General features: G+C 36.6%; 16 protein-coding genes. 12 read left to right on the forward strand and 4 right to left on the reverse strand.

Features of this window, described 5'->3' with window-relative positions:
* Positions 1–7: 7 nt before the first annotated feature.
* Positions 8–1,042 (reverse strand): acyltransferase family protein, encoded by a 1,035-nt coding sequence (locus ODE14_RS12865; protein WP_263601718.1) that lies wholly within the window; start codon positions 1,040–1,042, stop codon positions 8–10.
* Positions 1,043–1,193: 151 nt separating this feature from the next.
* Between ODE14_RS12865 and ODE14_RS12870 the strand changes: the two genes are divergently transcribed.
* From ODE14_RS12870 to ODE14_RS12880, 3 genes are read left to right on the forward strand one after another with little or no spacing between them, the layout of a single operon-like run.
* On the forward strand, positions 1,194–1,739 hold the full coding sequence (locus ODE14_RS12870) for an acyltransferase (RefSeq protein ID WP_263601719.1): 546 nt from the start codon (positions 1,194–1,196) through the stop codon (positions 1,737–1,739).
* On the forward strand, positions 1,736–2,572 hold the full coding sequence (locus tag ODE14_RS12875) for a glycosyltransferase family 2 protein (RefSeq protein WP_263601720.1): 837 nt from the start codon (positions 1,736–1,738) through the stop codon (positions 2,570–2,572). The genes ODE14_RS12870 and ODE14_RS12875 overlap by 4 nt, the downstream gene beginning before the upstream one ends.
* The gene (locus ODE14_RS12880; protein WP_263601721.1) at positions 2,572–3,726 is read left to right on the forward strand and encodes a glycosyltransferase; all 1,155 of its coding nucleotides are present in this window, start codon (positions 2,572–2,574) and stop codon (positions 3,724–3,726) included. Before ODE14_RS12875 ends, ODE14_RS12880 begins: the two co-directional genes overlap by 1 nt.
* On the opposite strand, the gene ODE14_RS12885 is transcribed toward ODE14_RS12880, so the two are convergent.
* The 3 genes from ODE14_RS12885 to ODE14_RS12895 are packed head-to-tail and all read right to left on the reverse strand — an operon-like array spanning position 3,727 to position 5,715.
* The gene (locus ODE14_RS12885) at positions 3,727–4,485 is read right to left on the reverse strand and encodes an SDR family NAD(P)-dependent oxidoreductase (protein WP_263601722.1); all 759 of its coding nucleotides are present in this window, start codon (positions 4,483–4,485) and stop codon (positions 3,727–3,729) included.
* Positions 4,485–4,718, reverse strand: coding sequence for a phosphopantetheine-binding protein (locus tag ODE14_RS12890; RefSeq protein ID WP_263601723.1), 234 nt, complete (start codon positions 4,716–4,718; stop codon positions 4,485–4,487). The genes ODE14_RS12885 and ODE14_RS12890 overlap by 1 nt, the downstream gene beginning before the upstream one ends.
* A 22-nt stretch (positions 4,719–4,740) precedes the next feature.
* On the reverse strand, positions 4,741–5,715 hold the full coding sequence (locus tag ODE14_RS12895; protein WP_263601724.1) for a 3-oxoacyl-ACP synthase III family protein: 975 nt from the start codon (positions 5,713–5,715) through the stop codon (positions 4,741–4,743).
* 52 nt (positions 5,716–5,767) lie between these two features.
* Between ODE14_RS12895 and ODE14_RS12900 the strand changes: the two genes are divergently transcribed.
* From ODE14_RS12900 to ODE14_RS12940, 9 genes are all read left to right on the forward strand, one after another.
* Entirely contained in the window at positions 5,768–6,337 is a 570-nt protein-coding gene (locus tag ODE14_RS12900) for an acyltransferase (RefSeq protein WP_248389891.1), read from the forward strand.
* Between the two features lie 35 nt (positions 6,338–6,372).
* The gene (locus ODE14_RS12905; RefSeq protein WP_263601725.1) at positions 6,373–7,521 is read left to right on the forward strand and encodes a glycosyltransferase; all 1,149 of its coding nucleotides are present in this window, start codon (positions 6,373–6,375) and stop codon (positions 7,519–7,521) included.
* Between the two features lie 12 nt (positions 7,522–7,533).
* On the forward strand, positions 7,534–8,088 hold the full coding sequence (locus ODE14_RS12910; RefSeq protein ID WP_263601726.1) for a serine O-acetyltransferase: 555 nt from the start codon (positions 7,534–7,536) through the stop codon (positions 8,086–8,088).
* 38 nt (positions 8,089–8,126) lie between these two features.
* Positions 8,127–9,620, forward strand: coding sequence for a phosphoethanolamine transferase (locus ODE14_RS12915; RefSeq protein ID WP_263601727.1), 1,494 nt, complete (start codon positions 8,127–8,129; stop codon positions 9,618–9,620).
* 278 nt (positions 9,621–9,898) lie between these two features.
* Positions 9,899–10,567 (forward strand): carbonic anhydrase, encoded by a 669-nt coding sequence (locus ODE14_RS12920; RefSeq protein ID WP_248389881.1) that lies wholly within the window; start codon positions 9,899–9,901, stop codon positions 10,565–10,567.
* Positions 10,568–10,589: 22 nt separating this feature from the next.
* The gene (locus ODE14_RS12925; protein ID WP_072883846.1) at positions 10,590–10,889 is read left to right on the forward strand and encodes a hypothetical protein; all 300 of its coding nucleotides are present in this window, start codon (positions 10,590–10,592) and stop codon (positions 10,887–10,889) included.
* Positions 10,890–11,024: 135 nt separating this feature from the next.
* Positions 11,025–12,617 carry a SulP family inorganic anion transporter gene (locus ODE14_RS12930; protein WP_263601728.1) on the forward strand — a complete coding sequence of 531 codons (1,593 nt, stop codon included), beginning with the start codon at positions 11,025–11,027 and terminating at the stop codon, positions 12,615–12,617.
* Between the two features lie 45 nt (positions 12,618–12,662).
* Positions 12,663–13,298: a carbonic anhydrase family protein gene (locus tag ODE14_RS12935; protein ID WP_072883844.1), complete on the forward strand. Its 636-nt coding sequence runs from the start codon at positions 12,663–12,665 to the stop codon at positions 13,296–13,298.
* 198 nt (positions 13,299–13,496) lie between these two features.
* The gene (locus tag ODE14_RS12940) at positions 13,497–13,964 is read left to right on the forward strand and encodes a hypothetical protein (RefSeq protein WP_263601729.1); all 468 of its coding nucleotides are present in this window, start codon (positions 13,497–13,499) and stop codon (positions 13,962–13,964) included.
* Positions 13,965–13,971: the final 7 nt, after the last annotated feature.

A 13,971-nucleotide genomic window follows, 5' to 3' on the forward strand; every position in this document is an offset into this window, starting at 1 on the left:
AGCTGATTTATCGCTTTAAAAAACTTGCTTTCCTCAGATAATCACGCATTGGCTTTTCAATAAACTGATAAAAGCCAGCCGAAACGATCATTAAAACCGGCATGTAGATCCAAAACAATGTATTGCTTTCAGATATTTGGAAATAATCCCATAAAACCGATCTTACAATATACAAAACAGGGATATGGATAATATAAATGGCATAACTGATTTCTCCAAGAAATTCCAGTGGCTTAAGGGCAAAAAATTTAGTTATAAGACCGTTATTACAGGAAATTAGGTAAATTACAGGAACAAAGAAAACAGCCATTAGCCCATTATGAAAATTCAACGGAATGAAAATTAAAGACAGGATAATTGCAATAAAAAATACAACAACTGCCAGATCATAATTCTTTTCTTTACGGTTTTTCACAAAGAGTAAACCTGCTATATTTCCTATTAAGAACTCGTTGATATGCCAAAGCGGGAAATAATGACTGAATTCATGGCTCTCAGTATGCGGACCTTTATACGCAGGAGAATTAATATACAAATTGGAGAATACCTGAGTCCCGATCCAGATCAAAACGGCAATAATCCAAATGCTTTTATTTCCTTTAGAATATAAATAATTATACAGCCAGGGAAAAATCAGATAAAACAAAAACTCTACAGAAATAGACCAGCCCGGAAAATTCAGAATTAGGGCTTTTCCGGGAATCCAGCTCTGAATGCCGAAAAGATATAAAAAAGTTTTATAAAAACTGACGTCAGAATATCTGGTAAAAAAATAAAGCAGCAGGCCGACAATATATAAGGGATAAATCCTGGCTACCCTGTTCCGGTAAAAATCCAGATACCCTATTTTTTCCTTTCTGTGATAGGCGACAATCATTATAAAACCGGAAAGAATAAAAAAATAACTCACCCCCACGTTGGCGCGGAGAAAAATATCCGAAATAAACCTGATCTTATATAGAAACAAATCTTTATTAAAATGAGAAATAACAATCGCCATTGCAGCGATAAAACGGGTAAATGTAATCTGACTAATCTTCACAGAATCGCAACATGCTTTACTTTACTCAAAAGCGCTTCCATATTCGAAAACTTGATATAAAGTGTTAATTTTAAGGCACAAAAATAAGATTTATTCTTATAATTATGTAAAACAAATTATATTTGTATGATACAAATGAGAAAAAATTATTATGCTTAATGAAATTTTAGCAAAAATCCAGAGAAGGAATCAGATTTCTCTCCTCAAAAGACATCCTAATGTTTCTTTCAAAGAAATAAGGCTGGGAATCAATGACCATTTCATACTCCATGAAAATTTAAATAAAGTTACCATAGGAAGCGATGCAAACTTTAGAAATTATGTACATATCCTTGTAGAAAAGAATTCCACATTAGAAATCGGGGATCATTTTTTCATGAATAACTTCTGTTCCATCAATTGCCTGGAACATATTTCCATAGGCGATCATACGTTGTTCGGAGAGAATGTAAAGCTGTATGATCATAACCACCTCTATCAGGCTCAACCGGAATTTAAACTGTTTCATTCAGAGTTTACCAAAGCGCCGATCAGAATTGGCAGCAATTGCTGGCTCGGCAGTAATGTTACGGTATTGAAAGGAGTCACCATTGGTGACAACAGTATTATTGGAGCAGGATGTGTTATTTACAAGGATATTCCGTCCAATACAACTGTAATCAATCATCAGGATTTAATGTTAAAAGAACAGTCATGAAGTTTTCTATTCTTATTGCACATTATAACAATTCTCATTTCTTCAGGGATTGTTACGAAAGTATAATTCAGCAGACATACACAGATTGGGAGGCGGTTATTCTGGATGATGCTTCTTCAGAAAACGAGAAAAATAAAATACGGGAAATCATTTCAGGAGATTCCAGATTTAAGTTTTTTGAAAATGATAAAAATTCCGGCGTAGGCGTCACTAAAAGTAAGCTTATTGATCTGGCTGAAGGAGAAATCTGCGGATTTGTAGATCCCGATGATGCCATTACTCCCACTGCTATCCAAAGATCGATAGAATTGTTTCAGAAACAAGATACCGTACTTACTTATTCCAGGTTTATGACCTGTGATCAACATCTTAACCCAATTGCACCCTTCAGATCTGCCATGCAGGTACCGAACGGCAACCCCTATTTTTTTAACTTTCCCATTCAGATTGCACATTTTGTAGCATTCAGGAAAACAACTTATAACAAAACAGAGAAAATGAATCCGGAATTAAAAATAGGTGAAGATCAGGATCTGTACCTGAAAATGTATGAAAAAGGAAAAGTACGGTTCATTGATGAAACCAATTATCTTTACAGAACCCATGAGGGAGGAATTTCACAAAATGAGAACAAAAAGAAATCTCACGAATATTTTGCAAGGGTCATTTTCAATACGATGAAAAGAAGAGGACTTACAACCATCAACGGAAAAAAAATCCCTGAATTTTACAACAGTGCCGACGAAATATTTGATCTGCTTCAATATCAGCATCAAATGCCTTTCAGAATCAGAAAAAAAATACAGCTTACCTTACAATCAATCTTCGGATAATGTCAGAAAAAAAAATTAAAATATTGTTCAGGCACCGTTCCATGGAAATGGGAGGGGTAGAAAAAGTATTGCTGAGCTTACTTAACAATCTTAATCCTGATAAATTTGAAATGACTGTATGTCTTACACTCAACCAGGGTAAACTGCGTGATGAAATTCCCGGGCACGTAAGAAAAATACATCTTACCCCGGGAAAAGAAGATTTCTCCCGCAATTCCCTGCTGAAAAAAATCCAGCTTGCAGGAAGAAGATTAAAACTGAAAAAGCTGAAAAACAATCCCGTCATTGCAGACAGAATTATCAATGATATTTTTGACGTGGAAATCGGCATGGATTATCGAGATTATGATGCAATACTTAATTCAACCAACAAAAATTCAAAGAAAATAGGATGGTTTCATTCCGAAATCAATGTTCCTAAATTTCAGCCTTTGGTACCGGAAATATTAAAAAGTTTCCCCAAGTTTGATCATATGGTCTATTGTTCTCATAAAATTAAGGATATGATGCATCATTACTATCCCAATCTCAAGTATCCGGCCGAAAGTGTAATTATCAATCCTATCCCTGTTGAGGAAATTAAACATAAGGCAAAAGAAGAACCTGATGTATTTCCGGAAGGCCCCGTTTTTGTTTCGATCGGCAGGCTGCATTCAAGAAAAGGATACCATAAACTTATTGAAGCCCATAAAAAACTTATTGATGAAGGATTTCAACACAGTATCATTATCATAGGTGATGGCGATGAAATGAAGAACCTGGCTTCACAGGCAGCAAAATACAATGTTGAAAAAACCTTTATTTTAAAAGGAAATCAGATGAATCCTTATCCTTACATCAGGAAAGCAGATTACTTTATTCTTCCCTCAGAATCTGAAGCCTGGCCTCTTGTAATCGCGGAAGCATTAATCCTCAGGAAACCTATTATTGCTACCAATGTTGGCGATGTGGGACTCATGATCAAAGATCGGAAAACAGGATACCTCATCAGTTATGAAACGGATGAAATGTATTCTGCAATAAAAACGTTCCTTACTAATCCTGAACTTGTTGCTGAGATCAGAGCAAATCTTACAGATATTGAAAGCCAGTTTGATAATCAAAGAATATTTAACATGATTGAAGAAATGATCACTACAGTCTGTAAAAGCTGATTACTGAACAGAATATCCTCCGTCAACCACCATATTTGTTCCGGTGACCCACTTTGAAGCATCAGAAAGCAGGAAAATACAGGCGTTTGCCACGTCTTCAGGATTCCCTATTCCCAAAGGATGTTTCCTGATAATTTCCGACGAGGCTTCTTCGCCGATCTCTTGAAACATCTTTTCCAAAATCGGGGTATTTACCATCGCAGGGCTTATACTGTTGACACGTATATTGCTTCTGCAAAGCTCCACCGCCAAAGAACGTACACCGGAAATTACCGCTCCTTTACTTGCCGAATAGGCTGCTTTTCCCGGCTCTCCCACTATTCCGGCAACCGAAGAAATAAATACAAAGCTGGAAGTTTCATCTTTATACTTTTTTAGGGATAAAATTTTAGCAATTTCAAAGCCGGCTATAACATTGATCTCAAATATATCGCGATATAGTGTCGCACTGTGCTTTTTTAGCGGCAATGTCTTTTCAATCCCCGCGCAATGTATAAATCCTGATATTTTGCCTAAGTCTGCAACCTTATCTGCTATCATCGCTTCCAGATTTCCAGTTTGTGTAATATCTGCAGCAATAATCTCGGCTTTAGTTTCGGGAGCAAGCAGGGATACCGTTATCATCAGTTCGTTATGGTTTCTTCCCACAAGAATAAGATCCGCTCCTCTTTTGCTGCATTCCACAGAGCAGCTTCTTCCTATGCCGGAAGAAGCTCCTGTAATAAGAATTACTTTGTTTTTTAATGAAAAGGGATCCATTAATCTTCAAAATTTTCTTTCCCGATAACATTCATAAGATCCGAAACCGTTTCTATATCTTTAAAATGTTTGGTATCAATTTTCTTATTGAAATTTTCATCCACAAAAGCAATAATGGAAAGCAGGCTTATTGAATCGTAGCTTTCTAAAGATTTAAGGTTGGTCTCTGTAGTTAAGGTTTCATCTTCTTCGAGTTCCTCCTGTAGTTTTTCTAAAAAAACAGATGTTTTCATTGGGTATAATTTAAAATTTGTTTTACATTTCCATGACGGTGGCTCCCCAGGAATATCCTACACCAAAACCAGCCATAAGGATTTTATCTCCTTCTTTTAAAATTCCTTTATCCATCATATTTTTCAGGGCAATCGGAATAGTAGCAGATACGGTGTTTCCTGTTTTTTCCATATCAATGTAGAATTTATCCGCCGGAATTTTCGTTTTTTTCCGTAAATAATTCAGCATAAAAGAATTTGCCTGATGAAAAACAAAATGGTCAATATCATCCATATCCATTCCGTTTACCATCAAGGTCTCTTTTACCAGCCCCGGAATATTTTCAATCGTAAAATTAAAAATTTCAGGACCATTCATGTATATATTTTCAGGATTAAATTCATGTTCGGGGTTGAGTTCAAAATCTTTTTTAAACGCTCCTTTTTTTACAATAAGATTTTCAGCACCGCTTCCGTCCGTGCCCAGGCAAAACTGGTAATCACGGGAATTTTCTGCCTTTTCTAAAATAACCGATGCGGAGGCGTCCCCGAATATGCTCCGATTTCCCTTATCTTCCGGATGAATATGTTTACTGTAGGTTTCTGAGGTTACCAGGAGAATACTTTTGGCAATTCCTGCTGAGATCAGGCCTTTGGCAAAAGCCAGTCCGTAAACAAAACCTGAGCAGCCGAGATTAAAATCAATAGCGCCAATATTTTTTCTCAGTTTCAGGCGGTCCTGAAGAAGGCACGCGGTTGTTGGAAGAAAATAATCAGGGCTTTGGGTACAGAATAAAATAAAATCTACCTTGCTGCGGTCGTAATTCTCAAAAATTTTTTCAGAAGACTTTACGGCCATATCCAAAACCGTTTCATTATCAGAAGAGATGTGGCGTTGCGAAATTCCTACTTTTTCGTGGATTCTTTCCGAACTCCATTCCGGAAACAGTTTTTCAAGATCATCATTAGTCAACACAGACTGAGGAAGATAATATTCTATTTTAGAAATTTTTATCATGTTAATAAATTTTCTTTCTTTGCAAAAGTAACAAAACAAATGTACACTTGTGATGATTTTTTTATTTAGAGTTTTAATAAAAACGCATGCCCTCTGCCATTCCCTCCTCAATAGAGCCAGTCTTGCGGTTGCCAGATATAAAGGGATGAAGGTGGGCCGGAATTTCAATATGCCCGATAAAGTTTTTTTCGGAACCGAACCCTACCTTATTGAAATTGGAGACCATGTAAATATTGCTGCCGGCGTCAGGTTTGTGAATCATGGCGGAACCACTACCTTACTGAGAAAACTTCCCGGCTATGAAGACGCCAGAATCCTGGGAAGGATAAAAATAGGAAACAACTGCACCATCGGCCTGAACTGTGTGATTATGCAGGATGTGCAAATTGGAAACAACTGTATTCTGGGAGCCAATTCCGTCTTGTCGCAATCGATGCCTGATAACACGGTATTTATCGGAAATCCTGCACAGTTTCTCTGTACAATAGAAGATTACGGAGACATCGTTTTAAAAAACAATCCGGAATATCCCAGGGAACTGGAAAAGGACAGAAAAAAACTTGATGCTTACATCAAAGAAAATCTTCCTCATAAGTACAAGAAAGCGAGAAAAATTAAATAACTTAGTTCTTGTAAACACAAAAGAAAAAAAACAAATTGAAAAAGAAAAAAATCCTCATTCGAATAGGCTCGCTGCGTCATGGCGGCGCAGAAAAAGTATTGGTTAATTTCCTGAAAAACCTTCCCCCGGATAAATACGAAATTGATCTTCTCCTGAATCTATACTCCGGACTGTACATACAGGAAATTCCTTCATGGATAACGCTGCACTACCTCATAAAAGGAGAGATGATTACTACCAACAGACCGAAAGATATTCCCGTAAAAGCATTCAGGGTACTTTATGAGAAAATGTTTCTTTGGTTTCCTGTTCTGCTCTACCGGTTTATTTTGAAAAATAAAAAATATGATGTAGAAATTGCAGCCATCCATGCGATGTACAGGGAAATACTTTCAAGTCCGCAGAAAAATTCAAAGAAAATTATCTGGGTACAGAATGATATTTTCAACGTAAAAGGCTATACATCAAAGGTAATCCGTGAATTTTTCAGGTTTGACAAAATCCTCGTAATTTCCAATAAACTCCGTGACGGAATGTGCGACCTGGCAGAAAATGAAACAGAAAAAGCTTCTGTTATCAAAATATTCAATCCGATCGACAGAAATGATACGCTGAAAAAAGCAGACGCTGAAATCAATGATTACCCTTTTACTGAAAATCTTCCAACATTTGTCACCGTAGGTACGGTATATCCGCAGAAAGGCTATGACCGGCTGCTGAATGTTCATAAAAAACTTATTGATGAAGGATTGAAACACCAGCTGCTAATCATTGGTGACGGTTATGATTTTAATAATATTAAGGATCAGCTAAACGAGCTTGGCCTTCAGGAAACGGCAAAAATGTATGGTTTCAGCAGTAACCCTTATCCTTATCTGAAAAAAGCAGATTTTTATATTATGTCATCGAGGCATGAAGGGTTCCCTACCATTATTGCAGAAGCGCTTATCCTCAACAAACCTGTTTCAGCAACCGATATTTCAGGGATACGGGATCTTCTTCAGGACGGCAGGCTGGGAACCATCACTCCAAACTCCGAAGAAGGAATTTATGAGGGAATGAAAAAATTTCTTACCGATACAAACATTGCTGAAGAATATAAAAACAGAATTGCAAAGACTGAGCTTCCGTTTGTTTTGGAAAAATCGGTGGAACATCTTCAAAAAATTATTGACGAAGTCTAAAAAGCACATATCATGGCAGATCACTCCATCATTCAGAAAGATTTTTACCGGGAAAGCGGAAAGTGGCTATCCAGAATTGAAATCTGGAAAAAATGCATCAATCCCAATCTTCACTTTATTTATATTTTGAGGATGGCTCAGAAATATCAGAAAATAAGATTTTTAAATATATTTTGGAGAATGGTTTTACGGCATTACCAGATTAAGTATGGTTTTCAGATTTATCCTGAAACACAAATTGGGGAAGGTTTCTATCTTTGCCATTGGGGAAGCCTGGTCATCAATCCGGATACGATTATCGGAAAAAACTGCAATATTGCCCAAGGTGTTACCATCGGGCAGCAGAACCGCGGTAAGAATGAAGGCTCTCCCGTTATCGGCAATGAAGTGTGGATCGGTACTAATGCGGTTATTGTAGGAGCAGTGACGATTGGAAATAATGTATTGATTGTTCCCAATTCTTATGTCAATTTTGATGTTCCTTCCAACTCCGTTGTTCTTGGAAACCCCGCTAAAATCATTCCGGCAGAAAATGCTACAGAAGAGTATATCAACCGGAAAGTATAGTATTTGAAAACTTACCAAACAAAAGAAAACACAATATCATGCTAAAAAAAATAATTCCCGCACTTATCATTTTACTTTACCTTACAGGTCTTTTACTTTCTTTTCAGTTTATTTTTCAAAAACTTTTCGATAAGGAAAGGTTTGAAAGCATCCGGAATATTCTGGAATATGGAATCATGTTCTTATCTTTTCTTATCTTTAACGCTCTTTTATTCAAAAATAAATATAGTGCTGTATTATCAGTCATATTATGCTTATTGCTAAGTGTTAACTTTCTTATTTCCGTATCCTGTTTTTTTGTTTATCATTCAGGCTTCAATGTGGGAATGGCCATAAGTATCCTGGAAACGAATATGCACGAGGCTTTCAGTATGTCTTACATGTTTATTCTTCCAGGTATCCTTTTTATCATTTTTTTCGGATTGTTATTGTATTCTGTTATTTATCTTAAAAACAATACCGTCAGATTCAACGGTAAATTTATTTTTATTGCTTCGTTATGGATCATAATGCCATTTGCTTTTTATCTTAAACACCGATATATAAGCAATAAGGGAGGCGGAAAAATGATTAAGAACGTGTATTATCATCTATCTGATTTTAATGTGGCAATGAAATTACAGCAGGATATTGATGCCATTAAAAAAAATACTCCTGTATTTAACAGCAAGAAAATACAGCAGGGAGTAAAAAATGTAATTCTCATCATAGGAGAATCCGAAAGAAAACAGAATATGTCTTTATATGGATACGGAAAAAAAACGACTCCAAATGCAGAACGGCAGGCCAAAGATATGATGATTTTTGACCATGCCGTTTCCCCCGCGGGAATAACCAACCTTAGTGTTCCGCTGATGCTCTCCAGTATTCATCCGGATGAATTTAAACAACGCTATGACAAGCTTTCATATAATGTTATTAATCTTGCCAATCAAAGCGGATACAATTCTTTCTGGCTTAGTACACAGGCCAGCTCCAGAGGAATAACGGCAATTGCTTCACTCTCTAAAAATAAAAAATGGATCAACGGATATGATGAGGTTATTATTCCGGAACTTAAGAAAGTTATTCACGGTTCAGAAGATAAATTTGTGGTTCTGCATATCATGGGAAGCCACCCTAATCCGTGCAACAGATTACCTTCAACTTGGAATTCCGAAGGATTGAACTGCTATGACAGCTCTGTAAAATATACGGATTACGTTCTCGGAAGTATTTTCAACATGCTAAAAAATACAAATTCAGTTGTCATTTATGTTGCCGATCATGGGCTGAAAGTACAGGGCAATAAGCTGTTGCACATAGACTCTAAAGAATCTACCCAGGTTCCTTTTTTTATCTGGTTCGGTGATAAAGTACCTTCGGTTTACAAAATTACAGGCCGGGAAGCTTTGCAGACGCAAACCACCTATATTTATCCGTTAATTATGAAATATATGGGATTGGAAGCACCTTCCACTTATAAAAACCAAGAAAATAAATATTTAAATCTGGAAATGGAAAGCATCAATTACAGTAAACTTCCGGAGTAACAAAAATTAATTTATGATTGAATTTTTTAAAATGATTTAAGCTTAAACATTTTTCAACTTTAGTACTAATTTTCTGATTTTTACTTTGTAATTTTATTTAATCTAAATTATTTGTATGAATCGTGGTAATGTCACATGATTTTAAGCATATTTTAATATTAAACTTTGTTAAAAATCGTTGATTTTTCACTAAAAATTCTATTTTTGTAGCATTATTGATTTAGTCTATTGATTTTAAAAATAATTTACACGAAATAAATAATTATACCAATAAAATTATGTCACAATCGTACGAAGTTATTTTTGAAAACAACAAAAAATGGGTAGCGTCTAAACTGTCAGACAATCCGGAATTCTTTCATGATCTTGCAAAGACCCAGAATCCAGATTATCTGTACATAGGATGTTCAGACAGCAGGGCAACCGCTGAAGAGCTGATGGGAGCTAAACCCGGCGAAGTTTTTGTCCACAGAAATATTGCCAATATTGTTAATACGTTGGATATGAGTTCAACAGCTGTTATTCAATATGCTGTAGAACATCTGAAAGTAAAACACATTATTGTCTGCGGCCATTATAACTGCGGTGGAGTAAAAGCAGCCATGACACCTGAAGATCTCGGATTACTGAATCCATGGCTCAGAAATATCCGTGATGTTTACAGACTTCATCAAAGCGAGCTGGATTCTATTGAAGATGAGAGCCGACGTTATGACAGGCTGGTTGAACTAAATGTTCAGGAGCAGTGCATCAACGTTATCAAAATGGCCTGTGTACAGGAAAGATATATTCTTGAGGAGTATCCTGTTGTCCACGGCTGGGTGTTTGACCTTAGGACAGGTAAGATTATTGATCTGGAAATTGATTTTGAGAAAATCCTCAAAGACATCCAGAAAATTTACAACCTTACGAGTTCCGACTGGGTTATGAGCAGAAAAACCAAATAGTTTTTCTTAAAAAAAATGTGAAATGAAACTTTGGAGTATTATTACATTACTGTTTTTTCTGAACTTCACGGCTTTACCGGGTATAGCTTCGGTATTGGGCTGGGATCTCACGAGAACCAATGTTGTAATTAATGAAGAAGAACCACATTCTCATCCTTCATCTTTTATTGTTTACGAAAAGACCCTTCCCAAAACTCTGGATGTATTTGATTATCTGAAGTTTTTCGAGCCTTCTCTGGAAGAAAAATCTTTTGTACCGGTAGATGATTCCTTTCATCTGTCGCCTTTATTATCTATATTTTCTCCGCCTCCGGAAGCTTAATTTTAGTCAGTCTTTTTTATCACTATTCATATCATTTGATATTGAACAGGATGTACTATTTATAAAATTAAATTTCCAATTTTTTGTAATTGATTATTAAAGAATAATAATCAGTTCTATTCACAGCAGTTTATCATGAAAAAAACATCATTAATAGGAGGAATAAAGGAGAATTTCCCTTCAGGACTCGTAGTATTTTTAGTAGCGCTTCCCCTTTGTTTAGGGATTGCTCTTGCTTCAGGAGCACCCCCTTTATCCGGAGTCATTGCGGGTATCGTGGGAGGCCTGGTCATAGGATCAATCAGTAATTCCAATATTTCTGTATCGGGTCCGGCAGCCGGATTAACAGCCATTGTACTTACCGCGATCACAGACCTTGGTGCATTTAATATTTTTCTTTGTGCCGGAATCATTGCCGGAATTATTCAATTAGTTTTAGGGTTTATACGAGCAGGAAGTATTTCAAATTATTTTCCCAATAACGTTATTGAAGGAATGCTTGCAGCCATCGGGATCATTATTATTTTAAAGCAGATACCGCATGCTTTAGGATTTGATAAAGATTACGAAGGTCATCAGTCTATTTTTGATAACGGACTGAACTTCGGATATTTTTCAGAGTTATTCGGAGCCATTCATCCGGGAGCCATTATTGTAACGCTTGTTTCTATATCTATATTAATCACCTGGGATAAAGTTCATTTTTTAAAAAGAATAAAAATGCTACCTGGAGCGCTTGTAGCAGTAGTTGCAGGTATAGTCCTGAATGAAATTTTTAAAATGACAGGCAGCTCACTGGCAATACAAACCCAGCATCTGGTGTCTCTTCCGGTACCACAGTCGTTGGATGATTTTAAAAACCTTATTACCACTCCTGATTTCAATGGCTTTATGAATCCGAAAGTCTGGATTGCCGGAGCAACAATTGCTATCGTAGCTTCTATCGAAACGCTGCTTTGTATTGAAGCCTCCGACAGACTGGATGTACAGCGAAGAATTACAGATACCAATCTGGAATTAAAGGCTCAGGGAATAGGAAATCTGGTAAGTTCATTTATCGGCGGACTTCCAATGACCTCGGTAGTAGTCCGAAGCTCTGCGAATGCCAATGCAGGAGCAACTTCGAAAATGTCAACCATTATCCACGGGATCCTCCTGTTAATTTGTGTTTTATCAATTCCTGTTATTTTAAATCTTATTCCTTTATCAACATTGGCAGCGGTATTGATTATGGTTGGATACAAGCTTGCTAAACCGGCCACTTTCAAACATTTCTGGCAATTGGGAAAATTCCAGTTTATTCCTTTCGTGGCAACTGTAATTGCCGTTGTGGCAACGGATTTGCTGAAAGGAGTAGGAATAGGTCTTGCGATCTCCGTTTTCTATATTCTGCAGGGAAATATGAAACGAGCTTATTACCTGAGCAGAGAGAAGCTTGATGATGCAGATGAAATAAAGATTAAACTTGCCGAGGAAGTTTCATTTTTGAATAAAGCAGCCATTAAAAAAACATTGAAAAATATAAAGCCGAATTCTACCGTTACCATTGACGCAAGAGGAACCTCTTATATTGCCACCGATGTCTTGGAGATGATTCAGGATTTTGCTAATATCAGAGCCAAAGAAGAAGACATTAATGTAGAACTTTTAGGATTCAAAACTTCATACAGAGACTACGAAAGAGACGAAAATTCTCATATTGTAGTCACTCATAAAAGAGCTATGTAAGCTCAATTTAATATTTTTTTTAACTTTAAAATATAAACAGATTATATGAAAGCACACACTCACGAAACTCAGTCTACCATCACCCCTGAAAAAGCATTAGAGTTTTTAAAGGAAGGAAACCAGAGATTTGTAAATAACCTTAAAGCCAACAGAGACCTTCTGGAACAGGTAAATGCTACCCGTGAAGGACAGTGGCCATTTGCCGTAGTGTTAAGCTGCATAGACAGCCGTACTTCCGCCGAACTTATTTTTGATCAGGGTCTTGGGGATATTTTCAGCATCAGAATTGCCGGAAATTTTGTAAATCAGGATATTTTGGGTTCTATGGAGTTCGGATGTAACGTAGCGGGTTCCAAACTGGTGGTCGTATTGGGACACACCAAATGCGGAGCATTGAAAGGCGGACTTGATGCAGCACAAATTGAAGGTCTTGGAATGGATAACCTAAACCATCTTATCAATCACTTCGACCCGATCATTAAACAGGTAATAGAAGACGGCGAAGAGCGTTCTTCAAAAAACAGCGATCTTTTAGAAAGATTAAATCATCAGAACGTAAAAAGCGCTATTGAAGATATCCGCAAGCAGAGTTCAACACTCAGAAAACTTGAGGAAGAAGGCAAGATTAAAATTGTAGGCGCTAATTATGATGTGGAAACCGGAGCCGTAAGCTGGTTGTAAGCATCTCTATCTTTCAGTCGCTTAGCGGAAAGACAATCAATCAATATGTTATAGTTAGATAGATCGGAAATTAAATTTTAAAAGTACATCAGAAGGCCATCAAATTCGATGGCCTTTTTATTGTGGATTACCAGAAGTAAATATCTTTAATAATAAAACATACACAGATCAGTCAGATTACTCCGGAAATTCTTACTTTTGAACAGTAAAATCCTGAAATCAATCATGCCTGCATCAATAAAACTGCTTCTTTGTGTATTTCTCTGCCTCTTTAATGGTTTCATTAAATCTCAGGAAACTTCCGGGAAAAAGGCGGTATCGGATACGCTGTCTTATGTTAAAAAATTTGAAATCAATAAAGAAAAATACATCGGGAAACCTTTTTCTCTCCTGCTAAAGGATATGACTCAGATGCAGCCTAAAAAAAATAAATCCGAGTTTAGAGAAGACACAACGAATCCTCTCCCGAGCACTTCTTTCTCATTTTCTGATAAAGATATCAATTCTGTAAACAATGTTACAATGACCATCAAATGGAAGGCTGATGACAGAGCAACAACTCCGTTGGAATTTTTTGAGCAGGAACACAATTACCGGTTTACGCCCAATGAAAAGAATTTTCTTGAGAAAAAAATTGTGATGGACATTACGGTATATAAGCGTTAATTGTTTA

Origin of the sequence: Chryseobacterium sp. PET-29 (assembly GCF_025736815.1) — a bacterium.
Classification (GTDB): domain Bacteria; phylum Bacteroidota; class Bacteroidia; order Flavobacteriales; family Weeksellaceae; genus Chryseobacterium; species Chryseobacterium nepalense.

Bases quoted from the DNA above. Each gene is read 5' to 3' on its own strand.
- ODE14_RS12870 (WP_263601719.1), top strand. From the start codon at position 1,194: ATGCTTAATGAAATTTTAGCAAAAATCCAGAGAAGGAATCAGATTTCT.
- ODE14_RS12875 (WP_263601720.1), top strand. From the start codon at position 1,736: ATGAAGTTTTCTATTCTTATTGCACATTATAACAATTCTCATTTCTTC.
- ODE14_RS12880 (WP_263601721.1), top strand. From the start codon at position 2,572: ATGTCAGAAAAAAAAATTAAAATATTGTTCAGGCACCGTTCCATGGAA.
- ODE14_RS12885 (WP_263601722.1), bottom strand. From the start codon at position 4,485: ATGGATCCCTTTTCATTAAAAAACAAAGTAATTCTTATTACAGGAGCT.
- ODE14_RS12890 (WP_263601723.1), bottom strand. From the start codon at position 4,718: ATGAAAACATCTGTTTTTTTAGAAAAACTACAGGAGGAACTCGAAGAA.
- ODE14_RS12895 (WP_263601724.1), bottom strand. From the start codon at position 5,715: ATGATAAAAATTTCTAAAATAGAATATTATCTTCCTCAGTCTGTGTTG.
- ODE14_RS12900 (WP_248389891.1), top strand. From the start codon at position 5,768: ATGATTTTTTTATTTAGAGTTTTAATAAAAACGCATGCCCTCTGCCAT.
- ODE14_RS12910 (WP_263601726.1), top strand. From the start codon at position 7,534: ATGGCAGATCACTCCATCATTCAGAAAGATTTTTACCGGGAAAGCGGA.
- ODE14_RS12915 (WP_263601727.1), top strand. From the start codon at position 8,127: ATGCTAAAAAAAATAATTCCCGCACTTATCATTTTACTTTACCTTACA.
- ODE14_RS12920 (WP_248389881.1), top strand. From the start codon at position 9,899: ATGTCACAATCGTACGAAGTTATTTTTGAAAACAACAAAAAATGGGTA.
- ODE14_RS12925 (WP_072883846.1), top strand. From the start codon at position 10,590: ATGAAACTTTGGAGTATTATTACATTACTGTTTTTTCTGAACTTCACG.
- ODE14_RS12930 (WP_263601728.1), top strand. From the start codon at position 11,025: ATGAAAAAAACATCATTAATAGGAGGAATAAAGGAGAATTTCCCTTCA.
- ODE14_RS12935 (WP_072883844.1), top strand. From the start codon at position 12,663: ATGAAAGCACACACTCACGAAACTCAGTCTACCATCACCCCTGAAAAA.